Genomic DNA, 2625 nt, shown 5'->3' with positions numbered 1-2625 from the left:
ATCGGCCTCATCGTCGGCACGCTCGCCGACATCAGCGCGCGCAGCCAGCGCATGCGCCTCGCGCTCGAAGCCGCGAGCGCGCTGATCGCCACCGTGCTCGCCACCCAGATCAGCCTCTACATCACGCCGTTGACGCTCAAGGTCACGGTGCTCGCCAGCCTGATCGTGCTGTTCCCCGGCATGATGCTGACGACCGCGGTGCGCGAGCTGTCCACGCGCCATCTCGTGTCGGGCGTCGCGCGCTTCGCCGACGCGATGCAGACGCTGATCAAGCTTGCCTTCGGCACGTTGGTCGCGAACGAGCTGTGCAAGCTGCTCGGCCTCGTTCCGCCAGCCGCGACGCTCGCACCGGTGCCGGACTGGAGCGTCTGGGCCGCGCTGCCGTTCGGCAGTTACGGTTTCGCCGTGTTGTTCCGCGCGGCGTGGCGGGACTTTCCGCTGGTCATGGGCGCGGCCGCGCTCGGTTATGCGATCACGTATTTCGGCAGCCGCCAGTTCGGTCCGGAATTTGGCGTGTTTCTCGCCGGCGCGACGATGGGCGCGCTGAGCAATCTCTACGCGCGCGTCACCAACCGGCCCGGTGCGCTCGTGCGCGAGCCGGGCATCATCCTGCTCGTGCCGGGCAGCCTCGGATTCCTGACCGTGTCGGCGATCGTCGGTCGTGATGTGTTCCTTGGCATCCACACGGCGGCATCATTGTTCGCGATCCTCGTCTCGCTCGTCGCTGGCCTGCTGTTCGGCGATCTGATCGCCGCGCCACGCCGGGCCCTGTAAAAAAACCGGCAGCGGGCCGGTTTTTTTGTTGCTCCGAAATCAGACCAGCAGATCCTTTTCCTTCTTGCCCGCGGCGAGCGCGGCACTGAACCAGCGCGGACGCTTGCCGCGGCCGGACCAGGTCTGCGCGTGATCGGCCGGATTGCGATACTTCGCCTTGGCCGGACGGCGTGCCTTGCGGCTCGCGCCGCGGCCGTCGAACAGTTCTTCGAGAGTGATACCTTCGGCCTTGAGGATGGCAAGAATCTTTTCGCGTGCCTTGACGATTCTCTCCTTCGCCAATTCGTGCTTGCGCGATTCGGCGCGGTGGATCAATTCGTTCAGTTGATGCTGATTCAAGCCTTTGAGGTCGATTGCCATTTTTACGTATCTTGGATGGATTGCAGGGGTTGGATGAATGCGAAGCGGGGCTGCTTGCAGCATGCCATTGTAGGCCGTGAAAATAAATGTCAAAGAGACGTGGCTCCAAATGCCGCGCCCACGCGACAAAGCCGCTTGAGTTCGCGAGGCCCGGCGCGGGTTCTATGATTGTACTTCCGTGTACAAGCGGCGACCTTGCGCGCTTCCTGCACGTGACCTTGCGGATCAAGCCATTACCGCGGCAAACGAGGATGCGAAAGTCACGAGAAGCTCTTGCTCTTGAACGCAAGAACGAAAGCAAAGGCGCTGGATCACAAACTGCATTCGCAGCTTGCTCTTCGGCATCCCGGCTGTGCTGTCCCGCCAAAAGCGCCTGGGAATGACGAGCACGAGGATGACAATCGGTCGGCGGTCAACGCGCGCGCGGCTTGGCGCGCGCGGTCGGCGTCGCCGTCCAGGGATCGTCGGGCCAGGGATGCTTGGGATAGCGGCCCTTGAGTTCCTTTTTCACCTCGGGATAAGTGCGTTCCCAGAAACCCTTCAGGTCCTGGGTGACCTGGATCGGCCGCTGCGCCGGCGAGAGCAGATGCAGGGTCACGCCGATGCGCCCTTTCGCGATGCGCGGTGTGTCGGCGAGGCCGAACAGTTCCTGCAGCTTGACCGCGAGCATCGGCGGCTTACCGGCCTCGTAGCGCAGCGTGCGCTCGTTGCCACTCGGCACGCGCAGCGCCTCGGGCGCGTACTCGTCGAGCGCACGGCGTTGCGCATAATCGAGCCTGCCCGCGAGCGCCTCGCCGAGCGACTGTGCGCTCAGCGAGTCGAGCCTGGTCTTACCCGCGAGTGCGGGGGCGAGCCAATCATCGAGCGTGGCGAGCAAGGCGGCATCGGACAAGTCCGGCAATTCCAGCTCGGGGCAGGCTTCGCGCAGGAAGGCGACGCGTGCGCGCAGCGCACATGCGTGATCGCTCCACGGCAATGAATCGAGACCAGCTTCGCGCACGGCAGCGAGCAACGCGGGCAGCGCATCCGCCGCTTTCGCCGGCACGCTGCGGCGCTCGAGCACGAGCCCGGCAAAACGATATTCCTCGAACGCCTCGACGCTGCGCGTCTCGCGATTCCAGCGCACGACGCGCTCGCGCCTGAGGCGATCGGCGAAGTCGCGCTCGAGCAGATCGGGATCGAACGGCGCCGCGGCGAGGACGAGGCTGTCGCGTTCGTCCATGCGCAGGTCGACGACGACGAGCCAGGGCTCACCGTAAAGGGCCGAATTCTGGTGCAGGCTTGCGCCGCGGCCGTTGCTCAACGCGTAGCGGCGCGGGTTGTTAGGATCCTGGCGCGCGATGCGATCGGGAAACGCATGCGCGAGCACATCGCCGATGGCGGTGGGACTCGCCGCCTGCGTCGGTGCGAGGTCGCGCAGACCGAAGCGCCGCCGCCACGCGTCGGCTGACTGCGCAATCGTCACGAGCAAACCCGCATCGGCAGCGAGCT

Annotated in this window: 3 protein-coding genes; 1 reads left to right on the top strand and 2 read right to left on the bottom strand. The window is 65.4% G+C overall.

Annotated elements, in window-relative coordinates; genetic code table 11:
* A partial coding sequence (locus VF497_RS07770) for a threonine/serine exporter family protein (RefSeq protein WP_330887363.1) occupies positions 1 to 774 on the top strand: 774 nt, incomplete at its 5' end.
* A gap of 39 nt (positions 775 to 813) precedes the next feature.
* Here VF497_RS07770 and VF497_RS07765 read toward each other — a convergent pair.
* Both VF497_RS07765 and VF497_RS07760 read right to left on the bottom strand, forming a co-directional pair.
* On the bottom strand, positions 814 to 1134 hold the full coding sequence (locus VF497_RS07765; protein WP_330887361.1) for an H-NS histone family protein: 321 nt from the start codon (positions 1132 to 1134) through the stop codon (positions 814 to 816).
* A gap of 412 nt (positions 1135 to 1546) precedes the next feature.
* Positions 1547 to 2625, bottom strand: a 1079-nt coding sequence (locus tag VF497_RS07760; RefSeq protein WP_330887359.1) for an ATP-dependent helicase C-terminal domain-containing protein, incomplete at its 5' end; no start/stop codon positions are given.

It is taken from the genome of Rudaea sp., assembly GCF_036383415.1.
Lineage (GTDB): Bacteria > Pseudomonadota > Gammaproteobacteria > Xanthomonadales > Rhodanobacteraceae > Rudaea.
Note: the sequence above shows the minus strand (reverse complement) of the source record. Positions and strands in the feature narration are given on the sequence as shown.